Consider the following 24328-nt stretch of genomic DNA (forward strand, 5'->3'; position numbering starts at 1 on the left):
AGCGGGTCAGCCCAGTCTTCTACGCGGCGACGACGCGGCCGCCTAGCAGGTCGGCGATCATGTGTATCGCTTCTCGCTCGATGTCGATGTCGTCCATCGGTGGGGGACCGTTGGACATCATGAGATCTAGGTAGGCGTGTTCAGTTGGTTCGTCGTGAACCTGCGACGTTCCAGGGGCGACCATGTGTTCATGGGTGTCCGCGTCGGGTGCGCCGTTGCGGGCTTGCTCGCGTTGATCAAGCCAGTCTTTCCAGGCGGCTCTTTCTGCCTGATGCCGTTGCAGCCGAGCAGTCCGGTATTCGTCCAGATGGTGGCTGTTGGCGATGGTGTCGAGTTCGACGGGCCCCCGCGTGACCGCGCCCCGGCCGGTGCGTTTGAGTAAGCCTGCTACTTCCAGGTCGATCACCATGGCGTCGCCGGTGGCTCTGGGCACCGCGGCCGCCGCGTAGATGTCGGCCTTCTTGGTCAGTCCGTGGTGGGCGACGAGTTCGTAGACCCGGCGCAGGTGGTGTCCCAGGACGAGCCATGCGTTATGCACTGGTTCGATGCGTATCCGTTCCGCGGCGGCGGGGTCGTTGGTTACGCGGTTCTGGGTGGTCAGGGCGTAGACGTCTGCCTCGGTGCCAATGTGGTGTCTGACCAGGACTAGGGGCGCGCCGGGTCTTTCCCGAAGGTCTGCGAGGACGCGCCACATGGTGTCTTCGCTCAGGAGTCCACAGCTCAATGAGAGCGCTCGGCCGCCAACACCTACCAGCCAGGTGCCTGATCGTTGTTCTCCGGCCACCACAGCATAGAAGGCGACGCTCTGCAGAACGGCGTGCACTGTCCAGCGATACCTCTTGCCCGCGAATTCACGGTCCGCCCAGGCGGTTGCGTTGGCGAGCCAGTCCCGAAGATCCTTCGGTCCGCGCGGTCCGAGGGTGTATCCCCCCGGTGAGTTCTTTGTCTTGTGCCGCGGGGGAGAGGACTTTAAGACGTTATTGATCAACCAGTCGAATGCTTTGGCGACATCGCGTGCGAGGGCCTGGTCGCCGCGGTGGTCGTAGCGGCCGTAGGCGGCTCCGAGCCCTTGGCTCCAGGGGCCGTTCGGTCTGATCATGTCGCGCAGGGTGGCCAGGCTGTGGCCGCGGGCGATGGCGTTGACGACCACGGATTGGCGGGCCTCGTGGTTGGACTGCCATGTGGTTCGCGCTGGGTTGATGGTTCCGTGCGTGGCGTAGGCGGCGACGTCGGCCGGCAGTGGGTCGTGGCGGACGTAGGGTGCACTGATTCGTTGGTCGTCGCCGGCGCCCACGGTGTATTCGATCGCGCCGGACGGCGTGTCTGGGGTGGTTGTCGCGCGCTGGCGCTCTGGTGGGTTCAGAGCACCTAGGAGCACGAGTAACCGTGGCAGTAGGGCGGGATCGGATCGGGTGGTGAAGGCCTCGACCGCGGCGTCGAGGGTTCCGTCGAGCTGGCGGTAGCCACCTTCGCGGCATGGTGATCCCGGCGGCGTCATGCACCCTGTGTCGGCGTTGGTGTTCGGGGTGATGTCGAGAGTGGGGAGCCGGGCGGCGAGATGCCTTACCAGGTGGTTCATTTCGTCGAGTGACGCGGATGTTCCGATGGCCAGTGGGCAGATCAAGTGTCGGCCGCCGCTGCTGGATCGATCAGTGAGCACGACACCGCCGCATTCGGTGATCCATTCGGCGGCCTTGGCCAGGTCTGCGGCCACGGCTGCGGGACCGTGCACTTTGGCATCGAAGTCCAACCACAGCGTCTGCGTACGGCGACGTGAGTAGAGATAGAGCGCAGCGGGCCGGCTCGGAAGTCGCTCGCAGTGTTTCGCGGTATCGCTGAACTTCCCCGTGCCGGGATTCCACAGTCGCATCCGGCTGCGCCCGGGCGCAGCAAGGAGTCGTGCCAGCCGTTTCCACACGAGGTCCGGCGGGCAGGCCAGCGGCCTGCGGTCAGCTGGGAGGACCGCCGTGGTCACGGGCTGGTGACGGAAAGCGGTTGCGGGGCAGGCTGATTGGGCCGAACTGACCGCGCCAGTATTACGATGGAGTGTCGTTCATTGCGGCTCACAAGGGCGTCCTTTATCCTGGAGCCAGCCTTTTGCGGCTGGCCCCAAAATCGGTGTCTGAGAATTCGGTTGTGACGGGTCGCCTGAACGGAAGTTGGCGCTTCAGCTCAGGTTTCGGATTTCCCCGCTTCGGCGGGGATTTCTGGTTTTTGGACCCTGTGGCGCCGTACGCTGGGGGCCGCGTTCGGCGCATCGTGAAGTGATAGGTGTGCCTCCTGGTGCTCGTGTTGACGCAGAGTTTGGCACGAATTACCGGTTAAACCGGTCAGACACGCTGGTCATGCCCGTTAATTGTCGAACAGGGGACGTACGCAGCCCCCGCTCCGAGGGTTCTGGGGCTCCTTCGCGTGGTGCCCCAGCAACGGCGGGATGACCAGCCCAGGAACCCGAACTCATCACGGCCGCCATTGGAACGCTGCAGATCTGCTTTGGCTGTCGCGTAAGCCTGGGTTACAGCTGACACTTCGAGTCGAGATCAGAGCTACGCAAGGGAAGCCCGAATGACCCTCCTCAATGAGCGGCCCACACCGGCACTCGACGTTCCGGCAGAACCGACGCCGTCTCCACACGCGAAGCCCGCAGCGACGCCGCAAGACGCTACGCCGACGGCGGCAGCCACGCGAAAGGTCGACCGGGCAGCCGAGAAGCTGCTGATGCTGCGGCGCGCCCGCAAGAGCGCGGTCACGGTGACAGTGTTCATCGCGGCCGGGTCGTTCTTCTTGTCGTTCTGGTCGCTGTGGGACTTGGCGTCCCAGCTCGCATGGCCTTCCTACATCGCATGGATGTGGCCGCTGATCGTCGACGGAATGATCATCGTCGCGACGATGTCGCTGGTGGCCTTCGGTGGATACACCGGACAGAAAGCCAACGTGGTCTATTCGTGGTCCGTCCTCGTCTTCGGGGCAGTGGTCAGTATGGGCGCCAACTTCATTCACCCGTTGTTGCCGCATATGACAGGACAGGCGCAGGGGCCCGTGACGGCGGGCATGTGGCTGGGGGCCGGCATGTCCTGCATCCCTCCGATCGCACTTCTGGCGTGTTCCCATCTGCTGGCTCGACTGTGGGCGTTCAGCCCGGAGGATGAGGACTTCGCGACGGCGGCGGCCGTTGCGCACACTGTCGTGGCGGATTCAGCCGGAGCAGTGACGGCACTGTCACACGCGGTGGCGGCGCGGATTCAGGCTGGCGGCAGGCTGACCAGCTATCCAGAGGAGAAGGTCGCCGAGATAGTTCGGCTGCTTTTCCAGACTGAACCACCGTTGAAGCTGCGCGAGATCGGCAGGATGGTCGATCGGCACCATGACGTGGTGGGCAGGGTGCGCGACGAGGTGTCCGCCGTGCTGGGGGTGGGTATGGCCGCAGAGGCTGCCGACTGACAAATCACACGCAGGATCCGTGGCGATATCCAGGCCACCGCACCACCAAAGCTATTGCGCGCCACGTCTCATGAGATACGGCGGGCGATTACGTGTTTATCTGTCAACCTGGCTGCGGAGTATTCGAAAGTTCGTGGTCGACGACTGTCGTATAACCCGTGATGTGTCCTTAGCGTCATGACAACAGCACCGGTGCTCGTCGGTTGCTGGTCTGTCTAAGCCGAAAGGACGGTCTGTGGTGACGTTCGACCACGTCGTGATGGACTCCGTTTCGAATGTGACCAAGCTGGTGGGCGCGGCGGGGAACCTGTTCGGACCACCTCCACAGTCACCGGTTGTCGCACCAACGATCGACGGGGGCGGCAGCGGCGGGGGAGGGGGGACGACCTATCCGACTTATCCACTGCCCCCGGGCCATGCTCCGGTCGCAACCCCTCCACCGCCACCAGCCGCACCACCTCCGCCGCCGCCCGCGGCGCCCGGCCAGCCCAGCGGTGGCCTCCCAGCTGGCGCGAATCAAGCCGGAAACGACTACGGCAAGGGCACCGCGGGCGTTTCAGCGATCGATGAGAAGCTGGCAGCCAAGCTCAAGGAGATCTTCGCGGCCAATCAGGCCTCGTACGACAAGGTGATGGGCATCCTCAAGGAGATCGAGGACAAGCAGACCCAGATGGGCCCGGACGCGTTGAACAACCCGGCCGGACTGCTGACCTTCCAGAAATTCCTCGACGAGAAACTCGCCGAGGTCCAGAAGATCCTCGCGGATGCACACGTCGATTCGGCCACACAAGCTCAGATCCTCAAGGAACTGGGCGACGAATACCGCACAGCCGGGCCCAAGGGCAATGAGCACGACGACCCCGGCGGCAGCGGCGGCCAGGGCGGCGGCTCTGGCGGCGGTGGCGGTTCCGGTGGGGGAGGTGGCGACCCCGCGGCGGTCGGCGGCACACCCCCGGCGGGCGGTGGCGACCCCGTGCAGGATCCGCTGGCCGGCCTCGGCCCACTGGGCGGCGGCATGATGGATCCGCTGTCAGCGCTGAGCCCGGCGCTGGCTGGACTGAGCTCGTTGCCGCAGATGATGCCAGGAATGGGCGGCGGAGGCCTACCGGGCGGCGATCTCGGCTCACTGCTCGGGTCGCTGGGTGGCGGCCTGGCCGGCCTCGCCAAAGACGGCTTCACCGACAAACCGGCCGACGAGGCCTCGAAGTCACCTCATGACGACTTCAAAGACGACGAAAACAAGAAACCGGACGAACCCAAAGAAGAGTTCAAGGACGACAAGCCGCCGACCCCGCCGACCAAACCGACTGACCCGCTCGCCGGCGACCCGAAGGCCAAGAACGAAACCGCACCGGAAACCGCCGCACCGGAAACCGCCAAGGCACAGCCAGCCGAGCCCGACCTGACCGTCAGAGCCGGCGACCAAGTGTTCAAGGCACCCGACCCCACCACCAAAGCGGTCATGGATGACGTGATCAACAAGGGCATGGGCGTGACCGCGGCGTACGCCGCGCACAACATCCAGCTGCCACCCCCGGGCACCGCCGTGACCGCACCAGTTGACCCGAACCTGATGAAGGGCGGCGAGCTCGGCTACTTCGACGCCCAGGAACCGATCCTGGCGCTCGGCAACCGAAAAATCTGGCTGGATGGGCAGGTACAGCCACTTAGTGCACTCGGCAGCCGCACAGACTTTCTAGGCTGGACCCAGGCGCCGGGCGCATCCGCGCGACCCACCGGCGCCGGATCCGTGTAGGAGAACGCCGATGCACCCTGAAGCCACGACCACCGAGCAAACCTACGTGGAGTCCTCGCGCGACGGCGCGCTCATGGTCGAGCTCGACGCCAACGAAGTGCCTCGTGTGCAGATCGAGCCCGAAGTCAACGCCACCTGGACCGCCGAAGAACTCTCCGAACGCGTCCTGCACTTGTACAAAGTGGCGTTGATGCGGGTGCGCTGTGACGCACTGGCGGCGATGAACGAGCGCGGCGCCAACATCGCCCCGGGAACCGCCGCCTACCCCATGGCCTCAGAGATCGACGAATACCGCCGCCGCAACATCACTTTCTGATACGGCATAACCAGAAACCCGTGGTTACGGTAGGTAAATGCGCCCAATGAGCACGGCAGGAGGAAACCGATGAGCAAGTCGCTGCACCTCGACACCGACGAGTGGAACAACCACGCCGCGTGGTGGGATTCCGAAGCAGACGCCGCCCGTGAGCGGTTGCACGTCGACGACGACACGATCACCGAAGCCAAGGGCGCGTTCGGCAGGCTGGGCTCGTCCTCGATCGGGCAGGAGTACGCCGCGGCACTCAAGGCCCGCAGCGAGGCCGGCGACCGATTCAGCGCCTTCGCCTCGGGTGTCGCCTCGCACATTCGCCGCGACCTGCAAAGCTACAGCGACACCGAGGACGCCAACAGCAAGGCGTTGTCGACCTAGATCGGCGCAACGTATGGGCAACAACGTCGATATCGATCCGGACGGGGTGCGCGGCGCGAGCGCCGTTCTCGACAAGGCACCCACCGCCCCGTCCGGCGCGACAGTCACGCCGCCGGCCGCGGACGCGACCTCGGTGCTGGTCACCACTCAACTAGCCACTCTGATGGGCGGCCTGGACATCGACACGACATCGTCGAACATGCGGACCGCCGCCGCGTCGACGCGGCTGACCACCACCGCGGCCACATACGAAGAACAAGAGACCGCGTCCTCGCGCAGCCTGTCCTACAGCAGCACCCCCGCGTCGACGGCCCCTGTCTCGGTCAACATTCCGACGTTCACCGCCCCCGACCTTCCGGCCCCGCCGGCAGTACCGGCACCAGCCGGAGTCATCCCCACCACCGGCCACGAGATCGCCCAACTCATCCACGGCGGCCCGGGCGCCGACAGCCTCGACCAGGCAGCGACCACCCTCGAGAACCGGGCCACCGAACTCGACAACGCCGCAACGACCGTCCGATCGGCACGCACCGACACCACCAACAACTGGTCGTCGACCGCCGCCGACCAAGCCGACACCCACATGTCAGGCCTACAAACCCGCTACACCGAACACGCCGAACGCGCCCGCTCACTGGCCTCACACGCACGGACGCAGGCAGCGAACTTCCGCCAAGCCAAAGCCACCATCCCCACACCGGAAACGTTCACCGACCTGGAACGCCGCCTGCACGCGGCCAACGTCGCCAACTCACAACCAGGCAGCATGGGCCGCTACTCGGCCACCATCACCGAACTGCAACTCAAACTCGCCGAAGCCAACGAGAAAGCCACCCGAGGATTCGCCGAGTACACCGCGGCCGCCAACACCAGCCCGACGGGCACGCCACAACCACCCGGAAACCAGCCTCACGAAACCGCAGCCGCACCAAACACGACCACCGCGGGCGCAGACCCTGCCAACGAGCTCGGCACCGACACAGACACCGCTGACCCGCTATCGGCGACAGATCCGCTGTCCGATCCCGCACTAGACGGCACCACCGACACCGCATCCCAAATGATGCAAACCGTCCTACCCGCGGTCCTCGGCGGCGTATCCGGAGCCATCGGCGGAGTACTCGGGGCCGTGACCGGCGCCGGCCAGAAACTCCAGGAAGTCGGCAACCAAGCAGTCCAAGGCGTCACGCAAGGCGCCAGCGCCCTGACCTCAGCCATGTCCGCAAAAGCACCCGAACTGGGCAGCGGAGACGAACTATCCAGCAGCACACCAGATTTCGGCGGCTTCGGCGGCGGGGGCGGCGGTGGTGGAATGCCCGGCGACACCGAACCAGCATCGGCACCATCAGGCCCGCTGACAGCACCCGCCACCACCGCAAGCACGACCGCACCCATCGCCGCGGCCCCGGCCACGGTCAGCCCACCGGCACCGGCCAGCGCCCCAACGGCCGGGGCACCGATGGGCGGCGGCATGATGCCACCGATGATGGGAGCCCCCGGCGGCCGCGGCGGCGGCTCCGACGATGACCGACGCCTCTATCCAGAGCGTCGGCTACACATCGAGGAGCAACCGAACACCGAACCGGTAAAAGGCCGCCGCGAGGCACGCAGTGTCAAACAGTCTGAGGGGGACAAGAAATGACGCAGCTGTCCGACGACGAGTACGTAGCGCGCATCGAGGACGGGATCGCGCACTGGCGCGCCCGCAACCGCGCCTGGATGGATGCGTGCGAGAAAATCGCCCTCGACCAGGTCCACCCCGATGTGACGGTCCGGTTCGACGAGAACGGCGACCTGAAAGTGTTCGAGGTCGACGACGACGCCCTGCAGAAATACACCAACACCGAGCTCGAACGCATCATGACCGAAGCGCTGCGCCGAACCCGCGCACAGTTCGCCGAGCAGGTCCGCAACCTCTACGCGGAATACCTCTCGCCCGGCGACCCTCGGTTCAAACCGGACGTGCTTGGCGTGCCGTACGTCGAGCTACCCGACTGACGCCTCCCTAGGCGGAGGCACTCGCGCCGTTCATTGCACACAAACCCAACGACCCTGGATGTCCCGGTTTTCGCAACGTAGAACAGGTCCGACTGTTAGCACGATGAATGGTATGCCAAAGGAAAGAATGCCCGTCACGTCGGATGGCGCGGTGCACGCCGTCGCCGCCGCCGAGGCCAAAGGCTCCGACAGGCCAGAGCAGTATCAACAGGCACCAGGTCACGAGCATCTTCGAATTGCCCTGCAGGACTACACAGCTCACACCGTACCCGCACTGAACATTGCCGACCACGCGCAGCAGATCTATCAAGCGAACCAAGCTGCGGGCCTGTGACGAGCCAAAGGGATCTCCCTGTCCGGCATATTCAACGATGGAGAGCGGGTACCCGGATCGGGTGCGTTCTCGGCGCGTCGTAGGAAGTCGGAAAGTAGGCCGTCTTGTACCCTCTGGGGTGATATTGCGGTGCTTGGCGGGATCGGTTTTCTGAGGAGCTGTCAGGCTTTGTGTTCCGCGTCATCTGTTGGCGTGGCCCTCGCACCACCTCATGTTGGCAAGCCATTCGGGCAGGCCAGTGAAGCCCGGAAGGGGCGACTGGACAGACCTGCCTAACGCTGACAATGAGAGAGAACCGATGACCGCCCGACACATCTACGTCGATGAAACCAAGCCACGGAGCAGCTATGTAGTTGTGGCTAGTGTGCATGGCGCCGACGACGTTCAGGCGCTGCGCCAGGTCGTTCGCAGGCTGTTGCTGCCAGGTCAGCGGTACCTGCACATGAAGGACGAGAGCGAGGGACGGAAGCGTGAGATCGCCGCGGAGATCGTCGCCGCGCAGGTCCAGGCGAACGTCTATGTGGCGGGTAAGCGCTACCGCACTAATAACGAGCGCCGGGCTAAGTGCCTTGAAGCGCTTGTCGAACACCACGCGAGCGGCCCGGAAACCCTGCTAATTATTGATCGCGACGACACTTTGGTCAGCTTCGATAATCAGCAGCTCATCGAGTTCACCCGCAGGGCCGGCTGTCGGGGCACGCTGCGCTACGAACATCGAAGCGACAAGACTGAACTGTTGCTCGGAATCCCCGACGCGATCGCCTGGTGCTGGGGCAAAGGAGGGAGCTGGCGCCAACTCATCAGGCCAGCTATCACGGGTGTCTACGAGCTGTAGAAAGCGCGAAGCCCGAGCGCCACGGTCGTCCGGCCGGGTCTCGGGCTCACTTCCTGAAGCTCAACGCAACAGGCTGTCTTGATATTACAGCTAACCGGACTCAAGCACCACGATCAGCATGCTTGAGTCACAACGGGGGATACGCATCTCCGCATATACGGAGATCAGTATTCACTGAAAACTGGCTTGACGTGCTGCTGGACTCAGCTCGGCACTACAGCTGTGGCGGCGATGTTTGTCATCAAGGCCGAACCAACAGATGTAGATGCGGTTAGCACCACGCTCTTTGTGGAGTCACTGTTCATACGCACCGTCTCCTTCCGCTTGTTGTCTCGCAGCCGCGAGATGGCATTGGGAATGACGTTGAGAACTACAGCCGCCACAGCCATGGCAAGTGCCAAGCCCAGGTTTACCGGGCTCAGTCCAGCAGCTTTGCTGATTATATCTAGTTGTCGTTGAAGTAGCGGGCGGCCTGCTCACGGATGCGTGTGAGCCGCTTGGAGACCGCGCTGTGGTTGCTGTAGCCGAGGATGTCGCCGACCTCGGTGAGCGAGGTGACACCGGAACGCAAGACCACGACCACTTCGCGGTCCTTGGGGTTGAGCAATGTCAGGAAGTCGCTGCACGCGAGCTGACCGACGATTTCGGTCTCGGGTCCGTGGACGGGAGTGGTGTCGTCGAGCTCGATGAAGGCGACTTTGACTCTGGAGCGGGTGTGGTTGAGCTTGCGTTCGAAGTCTTCTTTGGCGTGTGACCATCGATCGGAGAAGTCGTCGTGGGCGCGGTGGGATCGCACGGCATCGAGAATGCCGCGCAGCTGACCAGTGTGGTCGGCGGCCTCGACAGTGCGATCGACGAATTCGGCAGCTTCGTCCTCACCTGACCAGATATCGGAGCCTTTCCGGGGGCCGCCCATGGTGGTTCCTTCTAGGATCTCGCCGTTGCTCAGCGTCACCGGCCCGGGTGTGATGCCGGTATCGACGATGGGCCATGTGCGCATCTCGTCTTCCATGGCCTCGGCGACTGCGGGGATCCAGAAGTCGAGGTTGTGCGCCAGGATTCGGATGGGGTCATCTTTGGTGAACCGGGAGATGGGAGAACTCGGCATCAGGTGACGCCACACGGTAGCTCCCCAGGCGTCGGTGAGGCGCTGATGAAAGTCCGCCGGTAGGTAGGGGTCGGGATTGACGAGCTCGGTCCAGAATGGCCATTGGCCGGCATGGAGCAACGGCAGCCCGAATCGGTCGAGGGTCGCGCGCGACAGCAGATGGAAAAGGGGTGCGTAGTCGTAGTAGCGAGTTTTGGTGCGGGGGATGAACACGATGTTGTTGTCGCCGAGGTCGGCGATGCGTGCGAGGTCGGCAGGCAGGCGTTGCCAATCTGAGGCGTCGGGGTCGGTGTCATCGGCGAAGAAGCGGCGGCGGTATTGGGCGGCTTCCCAGAGTGAGTTCCAGCGTGCGATGGAGAAGATTCTGGCGCCGTATGTATCTCGGTCAGCAGAAGCGATCGCGGGCATGAAGATGGGTACGAATTCGGGCCGTTCGGGCATGTCTGGTCGGATGACTGCTTGGAAGAACGCCATGCCAGCGGACAGGTTCCACATGCGTGGATAGCTGTCGGGGCTGGCAAGTTCATGGTCGGGGTCCAGGAGAATCTCCTGGCGGGGGTCGTCTTGGCCCCAGTCGGTTGCTGTGTCGTCAGACATGATGCTCATACCTATCTCACGACACTTCGGCGACGATCCGTTCCACTGATCCGAAATTTCTTTCGGCGGGTCGAGGCGTTGGCGAGAAGTCGATGTCGAGCGAACGTCATACGATGCGGTGATGGCATAGCCCGCGCAGCCGGCCCAGGCCCACCCGACGATCGAGCATCTCATCGATGAGTACACCGATTGGAAGGCTGTCCTCGCCCCGAACACGGCAGAGTGGCCGCCTGGTGGCGGCAGTGCCCAAGGCGATGAGTAGATGTGATTTGCCGGTGCCGGAGTCGCCGATCAGGCACAGCGGTTGGCCTCTGCTGATCCAGTCGCCGGTGGCTAGTGGGTGGATGGTGGCCGGGGTTGATGTTCGGGTTGGCGTCGAAATCATCGCCACACTTTCCGGTTGAGCGTGGTTACCGAGTGAGACAGGAATGGATCACACCCGAATCCCTAAAACGTGACTGTGCGGTTCCCGTTCCGCTTTTGACTATCCGTGATCACCCTCGGTAGCCGGGTGAGTACGCGAGGCTCAGCTGTCGTCTCGGTAGATCATGAACAGATATTGCCCGACTGTGGCCAATGATGGCCCCGCGCTACTGTGCACGTGTCCGCCCTGAGAAATTTTGATGTCGTCGGTGAGCCACGATGTGCCGTCGAACACGTTGTACCAGAGATCGTTGTTGCTGGCAGATTTGTAGGCTAAATAGAGCAGGCCGTTATATACGGCGAGGGTCGGTGCCGCGTCGGTTTGCGTGTGACCGTGCTTAGAAATTTTGATGTCGTCGGTAAGCCACGATGCGCCGTCGAACACGTTGTACCAGAGATCGTTGTTGCTGGCAGACTTGTAGGCTAAATAGAGCACGCCGTTATACACGGCGAGGGTCGGTGCCGCGTCGGTTTGCGTGTGACCGTGCTTAGAAATTTTGATGTCGTCGGTAAGCCACGATGCGCCGTCGAACACGTTGTACCAGAGATCGTTATTGCTGGCGGACTTGTAGGCTAAATAGAGGGCGCTGAGACTGTTATCCATGGCCGCCGTCGGGCTCGCACTTGTCCTCGTGTGTCCCTGTTTCGAAATAGGGATATCGGGGATGACCCAGGTTTTGCCGTCGAAGGCCGTGAACCAGATGCGGGCCGATGGACCGGACAACAAACCGTCAATCGCAGCGCCGATAGCGCCGCCGACTATGCTGCCGAGATAGGCGCCGAGCAGCGCGCCGAGAACAGCACCCCAGGGACCCAGGACGCTTCCAAGAATCCCTCCGATGATCCCGCCCGCGACAGCACCTATGCCGGAACCGATAGCGCCGCCTGTGTTGGTGAACCCGAAGATGGAGTAGCCGCCGGCAAGAAACAACACGGGAAACCAGAGCAGCGAACACCAGGTGCGCCCCACTGCGCTCTCAGACTTGGTCGGACCCGAAGCGGCCTTCCACGCATCGACATAGCTTTGCGCGCCGACGGTCGTGGCAACAGGCCACGCCCCGCTGCAATCGCAAGGCAGCTTGCCCCTCAACTGGGTATCAATGAAATTGCGGAGCTGTCCAACTTCTTGGCAGCCCTCACTGGGGACAGGGCCATTGGCGAAGACGTAGGCTTCTTTCTCCAGGTCATTACTGCACCCTGATCCATGCCCGACGCAGCCTATGTAGTGCGACATGTAGTAACTGGCCCACGAACCGGGGATATGGCCACCACCGGTCATTCCCTGAATTTGCAGGGCGTGCACCAATTCGTGCCCGATGGTCAAAAAGGTTTCCTCTGTGCAGTCATAAGTCTGCACGTAGATGCGGATATCGGGCGACGGACCACCTGATGACATGGTGAAGCCGGGCGCGCCTACGCCCGGCGGAGTGCCGACGTAGAAGAGGATGCGAGAGAAGTCGAGCTTGGGGTAAATAACCTTGTAGCAATCCATGAGACATGACGGCAACGCGATTTGGGTCGGCATGGCACCTCCAGAAGTAATAGCCGTACCGTTTTTCTTGTTCAAAGACGCAAGGAACATTCAGGTATCGGGATGAGCGGCTGTGGCCGTGACGACTGGGCCGGCAGCGACTATCTGGTGCTATGGAAGGACGCGCAAATAACCTCCATGTCGTCCCTCGACCCACGCTTTATGATCGCTCAACTCCATCGAACGACATCGACCACGGGCGGCATAGAGTAGCCGACTACGCGAATTTCATTTGTAAGCAGTGCAGACTCGCCATTAGGTTCGTAGAGTGGCACCACGCGGTCAGTTCAGTGCTAAACCCGGCAGCTGGAACTCTCTGGCGAGAACCACACCACGTCGAGCAACGGGCCCGCCGCAGCGCCTCCGCACCGGCGGGTTCAGCGAGTGTCACCTACCAGTTTTCCCACCCGAACCTGCCCAGTCTTGCGTCGAGAACGTAGCGAAAGTACGGACTGTTCTTATCTTTGGCGACCGTTGATTGGTTCCCCGACGTGTTGCTTGTGGCGGTGTTTTGTCCAAGCCACCAGTCGCTGACGATCTGGGCCTGCTGTTCGAAGTTGAAACTCGAATAATCCGGTCCGGGCGGCCCGTAGGCGTAGCTGCCGGACGCGGCGAGCGCACTGGTCAGATACGACAGGTTATGGCTGTGCGCAATCTGGCAGGCGTGCACCAGTTCATGAAGGAACGTGTGCTGTAGATATGCGTTCGGCGTTGCCCCGCTTTCGCCATCGTAAATTGCGGCGAACCCGTCCGGCCGCAGGTTTAGCACCGTCGCGCCGTCGTAGCGAGGGAACGTGAAGGCGCGATCTCCGGCACCGACAGTGTCGGTGATCCGCAGGGTGTCGCGAGGCGGTAGCGCCCCACCGAATACCTCGTTATTGGCCCAGTCATACTCCGCCTGGTGAACCTCCCGCTCAGACGACCCGACTTTGGCGATCGCGTCTGCGGTCATTGCGAACAAGGTGTTGGAGGGACCGGCCAGCCACAGAACGGGGCCGACGATGCGGGCGCCGGGAACGAGCGACCCCGTTGTGAACAGTGAGCCAAGTTCGGTGCCTACGAAGATGATTGCGCCGCCTCCGGGAAACGCTCCATCGAAAGCGCTCTTCAACGCCCAATCCAGCAGCGACTCAAATGCTTCGCCGATGTCACTGGTGTATTCGAGATCCGTCTGCAGCTGCGCCTTTACCAAGATCGGCCAGCTGTCTCGCACGAAGCCGTTGGGATACTGTTCGTCCCAGTCGTGATCTCGCGCGCCAGTCGTGACCGTGCCGCCGACGTGTCCGGAATGAGTTAGCGCGACCGCGACGCCAGCGGGACCGGGCACGACCGCATTAACAGTGAAGTCGTAGCCATCAGCGCCGCTGTCGTGTGCATGCCCTTTCCACTCGACGGTGCCGTCGCCGTGAAGGGTCACCCAGATGTGGCCTCCAAGCGCTGCCAGTCCTCCGCTGACGATCGGAGCGTCGAAGGTGATTTCCGGATACGGCACAGTGACAGCTAGGTCGACTTCACCCTGCTGTTCTCCGTCGTAGGCCGACCATTTGACCCGCACTGTCGTGTCTTGGGCGCAGCCGGCGGTGTCCGGTGGGATCAGAAGGTTGATCTGTCCACGCAGGGTCCCGGAGGCGTCGAGGTTGCGTGTGTGCCGGACGAACGGGATCCCGTTCTGCACCCAGTCCGAGTTGTTGAGTTCGAATGTGTGGCCGGGGATGTTGGCGAAGGGGGATGAGTAGGGCTCGACCACGATGGTGGTGTTCGAGGTGGTCTGATTGAGAGACAAGTCGACGGTGACCGGGACGGTCGTGCCTGGTGCGGCCGAAATGACGGGGGATCCCACCACGATCACCGAGGCCTGGGCATGTGTCACCGTCACATCGATCGTGGCGGGGATCGTGGTGCCATCGGCTGTGGCCCCGGCGATCACGCCTTTCAACACGAAAGGCACAGTCGTCACGGGCATCGCTGTAGTCCCGACCGCGACATCCGTGGGGACGGTCAAGAAAAGCTTGCCGGTGACCGTTGTATTGGGTGGGATGTCGACCGCTGCACTGCCCCAACCGGGTGCTTCGAGGATGAAGTGTTGTGGCTGTCCCGAGGCAGAACGGGCCTGGAAGCCCACTTCGAACGCCTCGCCTTGCCGCACGGTGATGGGGCTGCGGTCGAGGGTGATGTCGGGTCCCTTGACATAGCTCAGCTGCCAGGTGCGCAACACCTGACCGGCCTCGTCGGTGACCGTGAGGCTGCCGGTTACCTGCACGCAGGGTGGTGTGGGGTCGGTGCCCGCGCTGACGATGTAGATCAGCGGTGTGTTCCCGCCGACGGTCGCGGGGATTGCGGCGTCAACGTCGGTGTCTGTTACGTCGGGCACCTTCGGCAGTGGGTTCGGTGGGTGGTGCCCTGGCATTGTCCACTCCGGGGGCCACTCATCTCGAGGAATCGGGACCATGACGGTTCTGCGGTCAACGCGGACCACCCCGAATCCCTGTGATGCGACTGCGGTCACTGTGACCGGCGTCGGGAGGTCCTCGACCTGGTGCCAGGAAGTCTCGGTGGTGCCGTAGGCCACGCCGAAATCGACGTGGTCGCCTGTCATGGTGGCGGTCATCGTCTAACCGTAGATTTGAGCACTCTGCGGCGATTGCGTAGTTCACTACTCGAATTGCGGTGCGATCCGGGAACGGACGCAGCCCTGCGATCGAATCCGATTGCAGGGCTGGGGCGCGGCTCTGATCAGCTCCTCCCCAATGGGCTCCCGAGTCAGCCGCCGCGGTCGGGGATATTGCCGCTATGCCCACAGCCAGCTCATATCTTCGGTTTGTGCTGCAGCTGTGCGTATTTCAGTTCCTACGGCGGTGACATGGCGAGGTAACCGGGAGCGCCATTGGCTCATGCCCTTGGCTCGGTTGAGCTTTCGGCGCCAGTCAAGGTGCGAACTGGTGCGTCTGCCAGCGTGAACCGGATGTACATGCCGGCTGCGCATCTACATTTCAACATCCTGCTCAAGTCCACGGGCACGCCGCACGGCAATCGCGAGCTGAGCGGCATGACGCGCAGCCTTCTCGGTTCGCTTGCGCGCAGCATTGCGCACCGCTTCTGCCGCGGCGATATGCGCGGCGACTCGGCCGGCACCGCCTGCACCCGAACCGCACGGGGGCGTGACCTCGGTGACCTGCCGGGCCCTGGCCACCCGCACGGCCGCAGCGGCGAGTTCCTCGGCCTCACGGGCTTCCTCAGCCGCCGTCGGCCGGTCGTCTAGGTTCTCACTACCGTGCCACGCCAGAATCGCTCCCAGCAGCCCGATCGGCTTGTACGGCGCATCTGGAATTCGACGGCCGGTGATCCCGAGCCAGTCGGTGATGAGCTGGTTGAGATCACGCGCGGTCCAACCGTGCCGGGCCGGAGCGGCCAAGATCGCCGCCCAGGCGTCGGCTGAGTAGCGTCTGGCCCACGGTGGGGCCCCCGGATGTGCCCTCCAGGACCGTGCCAGGGCCGAACCCCTGGCGTCGGGGCATCTGCGGCGCCCCGCGCCGCGACCACGGGCGCCGTCAGGCGTCCGCTTTGAGGTAGTGAGTGGGTTCTTAAAAGAACTGTTACTACGTAAAAGAGACCCTCCGAGGTGGGGTGACAACCTGTTAATAACTGGCGCCAACCAGGCACTATCGTGCAGAACCCACACCGATGCCCACCCGCGGCCGCGATCACCAACCCGCCATGACGCCAACCGCTCGCTCAGGGTCCGTTGCCTGCCGCGCAGGATCTCGGTGGCCACCGACAACAACCGCAGCGCCTCGCTGGCCCGCTGCACCTGGCGCACAGAGAACCCGGTGGCTTCGGCGAGCTGCTCGTTGGTGGGCCGGCAGTTGCGTCCGGTGTCGTGGTCGGCGTAGCGCGCACGGGCCGCGGCGATCGCCAATAGTGCTGGCTTGCTGATGCCGCCGTTGACCATCTGCGGCCGAATATCGCTGTAGTGCAGGTCGTAGGCGATCGCCACGGTGAAATGCACCCAGCGGGCGGCCTTGCCGGTCCAGCACGGCACGCCCAGATGGGCGTCCTCGGGAAGCTCCAGGTAGACAAGCTCGCCGTCCAGCCAAACATGGCTGCGGGCGACTGGTTTCCGGGCAGTGCGACGTCGACGCTGCGAGGTGGGCCGTGGCCGGGTACGGATGACACCGCGGCGACGTTTCGTACGGCTGGAGCCCTGGTAGGGCCGCCGTAAACGCTCGGCCACACCAGGTGGCCGCGAGGGTAGCTGAGAGCACGGTCGCGCGTCCTCTGGACCTTGTCGGAGGTGTGCGCTACCGTGAGACCTGTCCTGCAAGAGACAGTCCCTTCGGGGAGAGGCGCGCGAGTCGCCTACAGAAGGACCGAGCCGCCAAACTCGGAACTTCGCACTCGCAACGAACGCAAGCCCTCGGCCCGCCAGCCGGGGGCGTTCGTCGTTGTGAAGCAGTTATCGCGCGTTATTCAGATGTGCTGTGGCAGCGGGAAACTCACCCGCACGAGCTATGCGCTGATCTGCAACACCTCCTGATTCAACTCGCGGGCTAGTTCCGGCATCCCGGCCCACACTGCAAGGACGTCACTCATGTACTGGGACATGGAGCTGACTCCTGCCTCGACGCGCATTTCTTCCAGTTTTCGGTAAACGCGATCGACCGGACGCACCGGAATCTTGTGGCGCTCGCCCTTGTACGGCTGTGGCATGAGTGTGACCTTGTCATTACGAAGCGGATGCCGATTCGAGACACGCCGACGAGAAGGCGGAATCGGCATGAAAGTACCTACAGATCAATGTGATTCGGTATCCACCGGGACTGCAGATCATCTGTTAATCAGTAGCCGGCGACGATCGCATCGAACTCCGGATCCGACACAAGACCGGTGTATCGCCATGTCATCCAGCCGTGATTGGCCTGCCGCACGAAGCCCTCTACAGCCTGCTTACCGATGCCGCGACCGGCGACGCGGGTGATGGTGCCAGCGGCCTCCAGATCGACCAGGAGCGGATGAACCAGACCGGGCAGCGGCGGCACCGCCACCGTATGCACTCCATCGCAGCAGTCGAGGACCACACCATAACGGTGCTCCGCGAAGCCCTGCACCCACGAGCAGCTCGCGTCGACGAGCCGCACCGTATGCCACGGAATCCCGCACCGCGCAGCCAACTGCATCGTCGACAACGGCCGGCCCGCCTCACGCAACTCGGCCGCCAACTGGTCACGAGTCGCGGTCACAACCGCGCCAACATTCATCACCATCGTGCGCTACACATCCTCTCGAACTGCACGTATATCCTTCTATTGCGATAGGTTTCGATCCATCGCGCGCTCCGCTCAGAGTCGCGCGAACACCGAAGGGCAACAGCGGTTTTGGCAACACCAGCCTCCACACCTGCACAGGCGGATGCGAGGCGCCCGTATCCGAACCGCACCACTCAACGGCCGCCGGACCACATATCGAATCGGCGCACCGCCTCATCCAGCCAAGGCATCAGCGCGTCGTCTGGGTGAGCGAGGGGGCTAGGTGTCGCCGTGAGGTGACGCGAGCTCCGTGGTTTCGAAAAGCCAGGGGCGTCACACATCGATGGGTCCGTTGGAGCTTTCCCAGAAAGAGCGAAAGCTCCAGCCGCGTGATTGCTCATGCGGCGTTGTCCGATTCGGACTTCCCGTGGCGGTACCCGCTGCCAGCGGTGCTGGTCTTCTGCGGGTTTCCATCGGGCTCGTTTTGCGTCGCCCCGCAACTCGGGGAGGACGTAGCTGCGGCTGAGGCCGCCAGAGCGGCCAGGTTGGCAGCAGCGTTGCTGTCACGATCGATTTTGATTGAGCATGACTCGCAGTGGTAGATCCGTTGGGAGAGGCTCAGTTTGGTTTTCACTGCGCCGCAATTGGAACATGTTTTGGAGCTGGGGTAGAACCGGTTGGCGACGATGAGCGTGCCGCCGCGATCGTTGGTTTTGTAGGTGAGTTGGCGGCGGAGTTCACCCCATCCGGCTCCGCTGATTCTGCGTGCGATCCGGTGGTTGGCGAGCATTCCGGCGACGTTGAGGTCCTCGATGACGATCGTCTCGAACCGCTCGGTCAAGGCGGTGGTGAGTTTGTGCAGGCCATCAGTGCGAGCGTTGGCGATCCGGGCGTGGAGCCGGTTGATCTGGGCCTGGGTGTGGAGCCAGCGCGCTGACGGTGTTGCCCCGGTGCGTTTGTCGCGGCCTCGGCGTCGTGCAGCCTGGCGTTGAAGTCGGCGCAGCTGCTTCTGGGCCTTTTCCAAGTGATCCGGGTTGGCGACCATGCCCTGCTCGTCGGAGACACCGGGGACTGGTGTGGAGAGGACCGCGAGGTGAGTGATGCCGAGATCCACACCAACAACCGCACGGCGATGCCGGCGGCCGTGACGCTGGGTGTGGTCGCCGAGAAGTTCGACGCTGAATGCGACGTGCCAGCGGCCACGTTCGAAGCTGATGGTGGCCGACCTGATCCGCGCGGCGCCTGCTTCTACGCGGCGGGCGAGTTTGCGTGTCGACTCGTGGGTCCGGATGATGCCGATCTTCGGCAGCCGGACGTGTCGGCGGTCGCGCTCGACGAGGCCCAGTGCTCCGGTGGTGAATCGGCACGATGGGCGGGCCCGTTTGGTCTTGAACCTGGGAAACCGTACCGCGCGGCCGCGGCGTTGGCCCGCGCGTGATGTGGACCAGTTGGATAGGGCGGTGGCGAGGTTGGCGATGCCGTTGGCGTAGGCCTCTTTCGAGTTTTCCGACCACCACGGTGCGATGTCGCTCTTGATTTGGTTCCACAGGTTCCGCAGCGAGTAGAACGACCAGCTCAACGACGGCGTGAGTTCCTGTTCGGGCATGTCGTAGGTGCGTTCGGCGGCGCGTTGTTCAAGGTTGGCTTTCACCAGAGCGAGCATGTGGTTGTAGGCGAATCGTGCTGCACCGCAGTGTGATCGCAGCTGCTGTTCCTGGGCAGGGGTCGGATCGAGAGCGAATCGATAAGCCCGCAGCACAGTAGGTCGTGCGGCGTCGATGGCCGGGATGGCTGGTGTACTCATGGCCGGTACCTCCGCGACCAGGCGGTGAGGGCCCAGCGCAGTGAGTCGTCGGAGAGGGAGTCGCCGATGTCGGCGTGGATTTGTGAATCATCCTCGCGTGCCATCTGATTCATGGATCGTCGGTATAGGCGGTACATGTAGGTGAGGAACAGTCCGGCACCGAGAACGGTGATGGACGGAGGTAGGAGCCGCTCGGCGAGGACCACGCTGAGCAGCAGGAGATCGATCTTCAGCTTGGTCGCGGTGGAGGCCTGTTGCCAGGTTCTGCGTGCCTCCTGGAGGATCCACCGCGGGAAGCTCGGGGTCATGAGGCGGCCTGAATCGGGGTCGGCGGGCGGCGTTGTGCACCGGTGAGATTCTGGATCGCAGTGTCGAACAGGCCGACGGCGCCGGCGTGGTCTGCCTGGTCGTTGTAGTCGGTGAGTGTCGTGTTCGGTGGCAGGGCTTCGCGCAGGGCTCGTAGGAGCCAGGCGAACGGCACGCTCATCTCGTGGTCGAGCCAGGCCTGCTTGGTGCACGTGTAGATGTCGTTGCGGCCCCGGTGCCAGTGTTGGTCAGCGATGGCACACGCGGCCTGGAGCACCTGGACGAGCGGCCGCAGTTGGGGCCGCCGGTCGGGTACGGCCGCCACGATGTGCGCCGCGGGTTCGGCCGCGGCCGCAGCCGCGCGCGCGGCCTCAGCGGCGGCCTTGGTGTCGGCCGCGTTCTTCGCGGAGATGGTGCGGGCGGCGTCGAGGCAGACGGCTAGGTCCTCGGCCGCACTGGTGACGGTTTGGCGGGGCACGGTGATAGTGCCGGCGCGGTCGACGTCGACGATCCAGCCGCGGTACCGCACCCGTGTGACAGCGCCGCTGTTGAACGAGCGCACGTCGACACCGTTGGTGCTCGCTGATAGCGGTGTATTCATATCGCCTCCAAGAGTTTTGGCACACCCACGCAATCTGTGAGGGTGGAGTTCGCCGCCGGAGTGACGGTGCGCGCGATCGCGTCGACGACGAGGCGAGGCGCGTCGTGCAGGAGCATGTGTCCGCCGGCGGCCGCGTGCAGGTGAACCGCCCCGGGGATGCCGGCGACGAGCTCGTGAGAGTGGGCAACCGGGGTGATGGCGTCCGTGCCGCCACTGACCACCACGGTGCGTGCAGCGATGGCGGCGAGCTGGCTGCAGCGGTCGTAGGTTTGCAGGCTGGGAAGGAAACCGAGGGCGGTGGCCAGCGGTGTTCGTTGGACCGCGTCGGCCGCGGTAGCGACGAACGCGGCTCGTTCAGCGCTGCCGAGGCCGGCAAGGCGGCTGAATGTTCGGCACGCCGGCCGGATAAGTGTCCGTACGGTGTGGTCCGCGCCGCGGTGCGGAGCATGGTCGACGACGGTGCCGAGCATCCCGACAGCTGGGAGGCCGAGGAGTCGGCCGATGCCGCGCTGTGCGAGTTGGCCGGCGGCGGTGGCCACCAGGACGAGACCGACCGGGGCGACAGGCCGCCGCAGATACGCATGCGTGAGGTACGTGATGGCCGTCATGCCGCCCATGCTGTGACCGGCCAAGGTGACGGGGTCGGTGACGTCGAGCGCGGTGAGTACCTGAGCGAGGTCGTCGGCGAGCTGCTCGATGCTGTAGGTGCGCAGTGCTGCAGCAGCGGATCGGCCGTGGCCTCGGTAGTCGAAGCTGATGATCCGCACGTCCGGCCGCGCGTGACGCAGGAGCCGGATCTGGATGCTCCAGCTGACCTGTGAGAGGCAGAAGCCGTGCAGAAGTACAACGGTGTGCCGGGTCGGTGCCGAGCTCGGGTAATCGCACACGGCAAGTGCGGTTCCGTCTGCAGTGATCACGTGCCGTTCGATCACGGGCGGAATGGTGTCTACGTCACTGGGGCTGCCGGTTGTGGTGGCCATGATCTGTCACAACCGGGCTCAGGACGCTGCGGCCAACGATGCGGGCCGGCGGACGCCGGCTTGCGGCGATCGCTTCGTAAAGTCTTTGGGCTTATCGAGTTTCGGTCCTTTGGTGCGGTTGTAGGTGTTGACGATGACCAGGGCCGCGAGCTTCGGCAGGCTGCCGCGTTCGTATTCGCGGAGCGCGACGGCTTTGGCTTTGAACTGCCGTGGTGAGACGTCGACCATGGCGTCCGCGAGGCGCTCGACGTTGATTGTCTTGCCGTAGTGCCACAGCACCAACGCCGTTCCATGCACTAGGGGTGCGTCGAAGGCCTCGACCTCGACACCCCAGACCTCGGTGATCAAACTCAGCGTCTCACGCAGGAGCGGCTGGCCACCGAGCTTGAGAACTTTCTCGCAGGTCGAGACGCAGCGGACCGAACCGTTGGTCGGAGAATCCTCGACGCGCAGCCCGGCGTCCTCGACGACCGATTCGACGGCGAGAACGGTGGGGTCGCCGGCGCCGCGCCGGGCGTTCCAGCGGTCCCATCCGGTGAGGCGGGTTCGTTTGGCGTCGATCTCGTAGAACAGGTGCGCCTCGTCACGTGGGGTGAGGCCGGTGTGAATGTTGGCTACTAGTACGGCTTTTGGGTCACGCAGCTTGGCTGCGGCGTAGCGGTGCTGGCCGTCGACGATCGCGTACCGCGGCTGTTGGTCGGATCCGCGGTCGGAAACTTCGATGACGCCGATCAGTGGTGGTTCCCAGGATTCGGCGAGGCGCCGTGCCCGGGGCAGATCGAGCGGCCGCTGGTAGCTGTGGTCGACGAACAGTTCGGAGACAGCGAGCGCGGCGATGTAGGGCGCAGGCCGGGTAGTGGTGGTGGTGTTCATGGCGTGGTTTCTCCTTGGCGTGGTTGGTTGACACGCAGGCCGGAGTCACCGGCCAGAAACTGGGGGATGGGCTTGCCGAAGAATTCGGCGGCAGAGATGACGGCGGTGTTGATTTCGACGCCGGCAAGGCTCAACAGCAGATCGCGTTTGAGCCCGGAAGGTATGCGCTCCCTACAGGCATCGCAGGGATGCCGTGGGTCGGATACGGTCGCGCCGCACCCGCCTGTGCAGGTGTGGTTGAGGCTGGTTTCCACGGCGTTGCTGCCTGCTCTTCAGGCGGCGGTGGCGGTGGCTGATCGGCGCCGGCGATGCGCGGTCGCCGCCGGCAATTCAGGGGCCGGTGCATGGCCCAGCTCGATTGGTCGACGCTCCTCGAACTGGTCGAGGAGTTGTGCGTAGATCTTTTCGAGTGCTGCGGCTTTGTCACCCGGGAAGACGACGCCACCCCACACACCGTGAGTGGCCCTGGAAGCGACTGCGTTGTAGCCGCAGCGGCCGATGAACGGGCAGGTTTTGCAGATCCGGGCAGCGCGTTCGCGGCTGCGGTCGTTGGAAAACCACGGGTCGTTGCCGGGCCCTGGCTTGGTGGCCGTGCATGGCCGAGGCTCCGTGGTTTCGAAAAGCCTCGCGGCCGGCACCTGGCCGAAGTCATCGGCAAGACGAGCAGTTGGTGTGTGGCCGGTATCAGCGCTCATTTGGACCCCTCATTCCTTGGTTCGCGCCTGCTTGACTTGGAAGTATTCGCCGGTCCCGTGCGGGATTTACCGGTACTAACCGGGAACTATAGCAGGATTTACCGGTTCTCGGCGGTAGGAATTTGAGGTATGCGGAGAGTGCGCAGACGAGCAAGCCACACAACTGTGGGCACATTTCGAGGAACCTGCAGGTCAGGCGGGAATCGAACCCAGCCGAACCTCGGGGAGCAGATCGCAGATCACGGCAAATCGGAACCGGGTTTTACCGGTTTTTGGGGCCAGGACACCGAGAAATACCGGATGGTCGGGCATGATGTTGGGCATCATGATGTGGGAAAAGTTGGCAGTGGAGGTGCGGAACCGACGCGCCGACCTCGGCTTGACCCAGATCGAGGTAGGCGAGCGCGGGGGTCCAGCGGTGGAGACACTCCGCGCGATCGAAAACAATCGGGCTGGCCGACTGAGTCCTCGCATGAGACGTGCTCTCGAAAGGGCGATCGAGTGGGAGCCCGGCAGTGTCGACGTCGTCCTCGAGGGCGGCACCGCGAAGCTGGCCGGCCCACCTCGTCAACCCTTAGGCGGCCGCCGAGACAAACCACCGCAGATCGGCGGTGACCGGTTTGCACTGGCCAAGCGCGTTCTCGCGATGAAGAGCACTTTCACCAAGCACCGCGATCAGATGGAACCAACTGCGCGCGAGGCTCTTTCGGAAGAAATTACCCGTTCCGCCAGGGAGGCTGAGGAAGGGATTATCGCGCTGATGCCTTGGCTGGATGAGGCTGAGCGTGGTGAAGCGATTAGTTTGTTGGCGGAGTTGCGGGCCGACAGCTGAGCTAGTGCCGACCGTCCATGCGGCGGTCGGCGAGGTTGATCACCTGGGCCAGTGGCCTATCGGCCGACGCCTGCCCTGAGTTGACGAAGTCGGCGAAATCCTGGACGTGTGCTTCGAGTTCCGCGAGTACGTCCTCATCGCAGCGGTCTGCTTCTGCATCTGCTAGTTCGGCGAGCTCCAGCAGGTCTGTGTGGAGTTGGTCGAGCAGGTCTTGGTCGGTCTCGTCGGGCAGTTCGGCGTCGGGATCGCTGTGCCAGCCGTGCTTGTCGTTGTCCATGGT

The 24328-nt window shown here is 63.8% G+C and carries 24 protein-coding genes and 1 pseudogene; 9 read left to right on the top strand and 16 right to left on the bottom strand.

The annotated features are described in order from the left end of the window. Positions 1 to 19: 19 nt before the first annotated feature. Positions 20 to 1975, bottom strand: coding sequence for a hypothetical protein (locus BST13_RS34365; RefSeq protein ID WP_083170171.1), 1956 nt, complete (start codon positions 1973 to 1975; stop codon positions 20 to 22). A gap of 590 nt (positions 1976 to 2565) precedes the next feature. On the opposite strand from BST13_RS34365, the gene BST13_RS34370 reads away from it, so the two are divergent. The 8 genes from BST13_RS34370 (at position 2566) to BST13_RS34405 (ending at position 9055) form a co-directional block, all read left to right on the top strand. Further along, positions 2566 to 3441: a DUF2637 domain-containing protein gene (locus BST13_RS34370; protein ID WP_083170173.1), complete on the top strand. Its 876-nt coding sequence runs from the start codon at positions 2566 to 2568 to the stop codon at positions 3439 to 3441. A 235-nt stretch (positions 3442 to 3676) separates the two neighbouring features. Beyond that, a complete protein-coding gene (locus tag BST13_RS34375; RefSeq protein WP_083170175.1) occupies positions 3677 to 5197 on the top strand; it encodes a DUF4226 domain-containing protein in 1521 nt (506 codons plus the stop codon). Between the two features lie 10 nt (positions 5198 to 5207). Continuing rightward, a complete protein-coding gene (locus tag BST13_RS34380) occupies positions 5208 to 5513 on the top strand; it encodes a hypothetical protein (protein WP_083170177.1) in 306 nt (101 codons plus the stop codon). A 69-nt stretch (positions 5514 to 5582) separates the two neighbouring features. Next, positions 5583 to 5888 (top strand): type VII secretion target, encoded by a 306-nt coding sequence (locus BST13_RS34385; protein ID WP_083170179.1) that lies wholly within the window; start codon positions 5583 to 5585, stop codon positions 5886 to 5888. Between the two features lie 13 nt (positions 5889 to 5901). Further along, complete coding sequence (locus BST13_RS34390) at positions 5902 to 7530, top strand: PPE domain-containing protein (RefSeq protein ID WP_083170181.1); 1629 nt, start codon at positions 5902 to 5904, stop codon at positions 7528 to 7530. Further along, positions 7527 to 7886 carry a type I secretion protein TolC gene (locus BST13_RS34395; RefSeq protein ID WP_083170183.1) on the top strand — a complete coding sequence of 120 codons (360 nt, stop codon included), beginning with the start codon at positions 7527 to 7529 and terminating at the stop codon, positions 7884 to 7886. Before BST13_RS34390 ends, BST13_RS34395 begins: the two co-directional genes overlap by 4 nt. 112 nt (positions 7887 to 7998) lie before the next feature. Next, positions 7999 to 8220: an antitoxin gene (locus BST13_RS34400; RefSeq protein WP_083170185.1), complete on the top strand. Its 222-nt coding sequence runs from the start codon at positions 7999 to 8001 to the stop codon at positions 8218 to 8220. A 298-nt stretch (positions 8221 to 8518) separates the two neighbouring features. After that, positions 8519 to 9055, top strand: coding sequence for a hypothetical protein (locus tag BST13_RS34405; RefSeq protein ID WP_083170187.1), 537 nt, complete (start codon positions 8519 to 8521; stop codon positions 9053 to 9055). Positions 9056 to 9500: 445 nt separating this feature from the next. Here the strand turns inward: BST13_RS34405 and BST13_RS34410 are convergent, their stop codons facing one another. The 14 genes and pseudogenes from BST13_RS34410 to BST13_RS34475 all read right to left on the bottom strand — a co-directional run bounded on the left by BST13_RS34410 (position 9501) and on the right by BST13_RS34475 (position 23216). Further along, positions 9501 to 10760, bottom strand: coding sequence for a sigma-70 family RNA polymerase sigma factor (locus BST13_RS34410; protein WP_245839920.1), 1260 nt, complete (start codon positions 10758 to 10760; stop codon positions 9501 to 9503). Positions 10761 to 10995: 235 nt separating this feature from the next. Next, a pseudogene (locus BST13_RS39560) lies at positions 10996 to 11143 on the bottom strand (ATP-binding protein); the annotation flags it as partial. Positions 11144 to 11286: 143 nt separating this feature from the next. Beyond that, a complete protein-coding gene (locus BST13_RS38515; protein WP_142282915.1) occupies positions 11287 to 12708 on the bottom strand; it encodes a glycine zipper 2TM domain-containing protein in 1422 nt (473 codons plus the stop codon). Positions 12709 to 13105: 397 nt separating this feature from the next. Next, positions 13106 to 14974, bottom strand: a complete 1869-nt coding sequence (locus BST13_RS34425; protein ID WP_142282916.1) for a COG1361 family protein — start codon at positions 14972 to 14974, stop codon at positions 13106 to 13108. A gap of 723 nt (positions 14975 to 15697) precedes the next feature. Further along, complete coding sequence (locus tag BST13_RS34430; RefSeq protein WP_245839921.1) at positions 15698 to 16945, bottom strand: helix-turn-helix domain-containing protein; 1248 nt, start codon at positions 16943 to 16945, stop codon at positions 15698 to 15700. Between the two features lie 275 nt (positions 16946 to 17220). Continuing rightward, on the bottom strand, positions 17221 to 17421 hold the full coding sequence (locus BST13_RS34435; RefSeq protein WP_083170193.1) for a hypothetical protein: 201 nt from the start codon (positions 17419 to 17421) through the stop codon (positions 17221 to 17223). 128 nt (positions 17422 to 17549) lie between these two features. After that, positions 17550 to 17951 (bottom strand): hypothetical protein, encoded by a 402-nt coding sequence (locus tag BST13_RS34440; protein ID WP_142282917.1) that lies wholly within the window; start codon positions 17949 to 17951, stop codon positions 17550 to 17552. Between the two features lie 403 nt (positions 17952 to 18354). After that, positions 18355 to 19761, bottom strand: coding sequence for an IS607 family element RNA-guided endonuclease TnpB (tnpB, locus tag BST13_RS34445; RefSeq protein WP_083170197.1), 1407 nt, complete (start codon positions 19759 to 19761; stop codon positions 18355 to 18357). After that, positions 19758 to 20069 carry a hypothetical protein gene (locus BST13_RS34450; RefSeq protein ID WP_083170199.1) on the bottom strand — a complete coding sequence of 104 codons (312 nt, stop codon included), beginning with the start codon at positions 20067 to 20069 and terminating at the stop codon, positions 19758 to 19760. The genes tnpB and BST13_RS34450 overlap by 4 nt, the downstream gene beginning before the upstream one ends. Next, on the bottom strand, positions 20066 to 20668 hold the full coding sequence (locus BST13_RS39215) for a hypothetical protein (protein ID WP_083170201.1): 603 nt from the start codon (positions 20666 to 20668) through the stop codon (positions 20066 to 20068). Before BST13_RS39215 ends, BST13_RS34450 begins: the two co-directional genes overlap by 4 nt. Further along, positions 20665 to 21648 carry an alpha/beta fold hydrolase gene (locus BST13_RS34460; protein WP_083170203.1) on the bottom strand — a complete coding sequence of 328 codons (984 nt, stop codon included), beginning with the start codon at positions 21646 to 21648 and terminating at the stop codon, positions 20665 to 20667. The genes BST13_RS39215 and BST13_RS34460 overlap by 4 nt, the downstream gene beginning before the upstream one ends. Positions 21649 to 21666: 18 nt before the next feature. Beyond that, positions 21667 to 22521 carry a DUF6551 family protein gene (locus tag BST13_RS34465; RefSeq protein ID WP_083170205.1) on the bottom strand — a complete coding sequence of 285 codons (855 nt, stop codon included), beginning with the start codon at positions 22519 to 22521 and terminating at the stop codon, positions 21667 to 21669. After that, positions 22518 to 22775: a hypothetical protein gene (locus tag BST13_RS34470; RefSeq protein WP_083170207.1), complete on the bottom strand. Its 258-nt coding sequence runs from the start codon at positions 22773 to 22775 to the stop codon at positions 22518 to 22520. The genes BST13_RS34465 and BST13_RS34470 overlap by 4 nt, the downstream gene beginning before the upstream one ends. An 18-nt stretch (positions 22776 to 22793) precedes the next feature. Then, on the bottom strand, positions 22794 to 23216 hold the full coding sequence (locus tag BST13_RS34475; RefSeq protein WP_029371176.1) for a WhiB family transcriptional regulator: 423 nt from the start codon (positions 23214 to 23216) through the stop codon (positions 22794 to 22796). 310 nt (positions 23217 to 23526) lie between these two features. Between BST13_RS34475 and BST13_RS34480 the strand changes: the two genes are divergently transcribed. Next, positions 23527 to 24048, top strand: a complete 522-nt coding sequence (locus BST13_RS34480) for a helix-turn-helix domain-containing protein (protein ID WP_245839922.1) — start codon at positions 23527 to 23529, stop codon at positions 24046 to 24048. A 1-nt stretch (position 24049) separates the two neighbouring features. On the opposite strand, the gene BST13_RS34485 is transcribed toward BST13_RS34480, so the two are convergent. Then, a complete protein-coding gene (locus BST13_RS34485) occupies positions 24050 to 24325 on the bottom strand; it encodes a hypothetical protein (RefSeq protein ID WP_029371178.1) in 276 nt (91 codons plus the stop codon). Positions 24326 to 24328 lie beyond the last annotated feature (3 nt).

The sequence above is a fragment of the Mycobacterium aquaticum genome (assembly GCF_002086485.1).
In the GTDB taxonomy this organism is placed as follows: Bacteria; Actinomycetota; Actinomycetes; order Mycobacteriales; family Mycobacteriaceae; genus Mycobacterium; species Mycobacterium aquaticum.

Bases quoted from the DNA above. Each gene is read 5' to 3' on its own strand.
- BST13_RS39215 (WP_083170201.1), bottom strand. From the start codon at position 20,668: ATGAATACACCGCTATCAGCGAGCACCAACGGTGTCGACGTGCGCTCG.
- BST13_RS34405 (WP_083170187.1), top strand. From the start codon at position 8,519: ATGACCGCCCGACACATCTACGTCGATGAAACCAAGCCACGGAGCAGC.
- BST13_RS34435 (WP_083170193.1), bottom strand. From the start codon at position 17,421: ATGCCACAGCCGTACAAGGGCGAGCGCCACAAGATTCCGGTGCGTCCG.
- BST13_RS34400 (WP_083170185.1), top strand. From the start codon at position 7,999: ATGCCAAAGGAAAGAATGCCCGTCACGTCGGATGGCGCGGTGCACGCC.
- BST13_RS34380 (WP_083170177.1), top strand. From the start codon at position 5,208: ATGCACCCTGAAGCCACGACCACCGAGCAAACCTACGTGGAGTCCTCG.
- BST13_RS34475 (WP_029371176.1), bottom strand. From the start codon at position 23,216: ATGAGCGCTGATACCGGCCACACACCAACTGCTCGTCTTGCCGATGAC.
- BST13_RS34450 (WP_083170199.1), bottom strand. From the start codon at position 20,069: ATGACCCCGAGCTTCCCGCGGTGGATCCTCCAGGAGGCACGCAGAACC.
- BST13_RS34370 (WP_083170173.1), top strand. From the start codon at position 2,566: ATGACCCTCCTCAATGAGCGGCCCACACCGGCACTCGACGTTCCGGCA.
- tnpB (WP_083170197.1), bottom strand. From the start codon at position 19,761: ATGAGTACACCAGCCATCCCGGCCATCGACGCCGCACGACCTACTGTG.
- BST13_RS34465 (WP_083170205.1), bottom strand. From the start codon at position 22,521: ATGAACACCACCACCACTACCCGGCCTGCGCCCTACATCGCCGCGCTC.
- BST13_RS34395 (WP_083170183.1), top strand. From the start codon at position 7,527: ATGACGCAGCTGTCCGACGACGAGTACGTAGCGCGCATCGAGGACGGG.
- BST13_RS38515 (WP_142282915.1), bottom strand. From the start codon at position 12,708: ATGCCGACCCAAATCGCGTTGCCGTCATGTCTCATGGATTGCTACAAG.
- BST13_RS34390 (WP_083170181.1), top strand. From the start codon at position 5,902: ATGGGCAACAACGTCGATATCGATCCGGACGGGGTGCGCGGCGCGAGC.
- BST13_RS34485 (WP_029371178.1), bottom strand. From the start codon at position 24,325: ATGGACAACGACAAGCACGGCTGGCACAGCGATCCCGACGCCGAACTG.
- BST13_RS34385 (WP_083170179.1), top strand. From the start codon at position 5,583: ATGAGCAAGTCGCTGCACCTCGACACCGACGAGTGGAACAACCACGCC.
- BST13_RS34480 (WP_245839922.1), top strand. From the start codon at position 23,527: ATGATGTTGGGCATCATGATGTGGGAAAAGTTGGCAGTGGAGGTGCGG.
- BST13_RS34410 (WP_245839920.1), bottom strand. From the start codon at position 10,760: ATGTCTGACGACACAGCAACCGACTGGGGCCAAGACGACCCCCGCCAG.
- BST13_RS34460 (WP_083170203.1), bottom strand. From the start codon at position 21,648: ATGGCCACCACAACCGGCAGCCCCAGTGACGTAGACACCATTCCGCCC.